Origin of the sequence: Aeromonas media (genome assembly GCF_000819985.1) — a bacterium.
GTDB lineage: Bacteria > Pseudomonadota > Gammaproteobacteria > Enterobacterales > Aeromonadaceae > Aeromonas > Aeromonas media.
In genome coordinates, this window is the sequence record NZ_CDBZ01000052.1 from 1,157 (window position 1) to 2,145 (window position 989).

At 63.0% G+C, this 989-nt stretch carries 1 protein-coding gene and 1 pseudogene; one reads left to right on the plus strand and one right to left on the minus strand.

The window, feature by feature from the left end:
* The coding region (locus BN1127_RS04125; RefSeq protein ID WP_042648605.1) for an SDR family NAD(P)-dependent oxidoreductase at positions 1 to 512 on the minus strand (512 nt) is incomplete at its 3' end.
* Between the two features lie 241 nt (positions 513 to 753).
* On the opposite strand from BN1127_RS04125, the pseudogene BN1127_RS04130 reads away from it, so the two are divergent.
* Positions 754 to 989, plus strand: a pseudogene (locus BN1127_RS04130) (AraC family transcriptional regulator); the annotation flags it as partial.

The window sequence follows — 989 nt, forward strand, 5'->3', positions numbered from 1 at the left end:
CCTTCCGCCGCCAGCGCCTTGGTGAAGCCCAGCATGCCTGCCTTGGCCGCCGAGTAGTTGACCTGACCGAACTGCCCCTTCTGGCCGTTGACCGAGGAGATGTTGATGATGCGGGCATCGCGCTGCTCGCACATGGCGTCGAACAGCGGCTGGGTCACGTTGTAGAGGCTGCACAGATTGGTGTGGATCACCTCGAACCACTGATCCGGCACCATCCGCTTGAAGGCCCCATCCCGGGTGATGCCGGCGTTGTTGACCAGCACGTCCACCCGGCCCTCTTCCTGCAGCAGGCGGCCCAGGGTCTCGCGGCACATGGCGGTGTCGGCCACATCCAGCGCCAGCAGCCGCACCCGATCCGGCTGATACCCCTGCTCCTGGTACCACTCCCGTGCAGCGGCGGCATTGACGCTGGAGTGGGTGGCGATGATGCGATACCCCTGGGCCAGCAAGGCGGTGGTGATGGCGGATCCGATGCCGCCCCGGGCTCCGGTGATCAAGGCAATCTTCTTCATGGTTGCACTCCCTGCAATTTGGCTCGAATGAGAGCCAGATGATCGATGCCAGATAACTGATAAATCTGTTTTCAAACAATCTGACAGAGGAAGGCGTCACTTTTGTGACAAGAGGGAGGGCAGACCCCACCAGAAGGGGGAGGTGGCGCCGCCAGCCCCCTTGCTCCCGGCACGGCGGCCATGTTTAATGTGCACTCCTGAACAGAGGCTGATCCTCTGCAGGCAGAGACCAGCACCCGGCATGACAATCACCACATCTTTCGCACCTTCCGACCCGGCGCCACAGACGCGTCCCCATTTCACCCGCATCGAGCGGGTGCTCGACTACATTCACGCCCACCTGGATCAGCCCCTGTCGCTGGAGCAACTGGCCGAGCAGAGCTGCTGGTCGCGCTGGCAGTTGCAGCGGGTCTTCTTGCACGAGACCGGCCAAACGGTGGCCCACTATGTGCGCGAGCTGAAGCTGAGCCTGGCGGC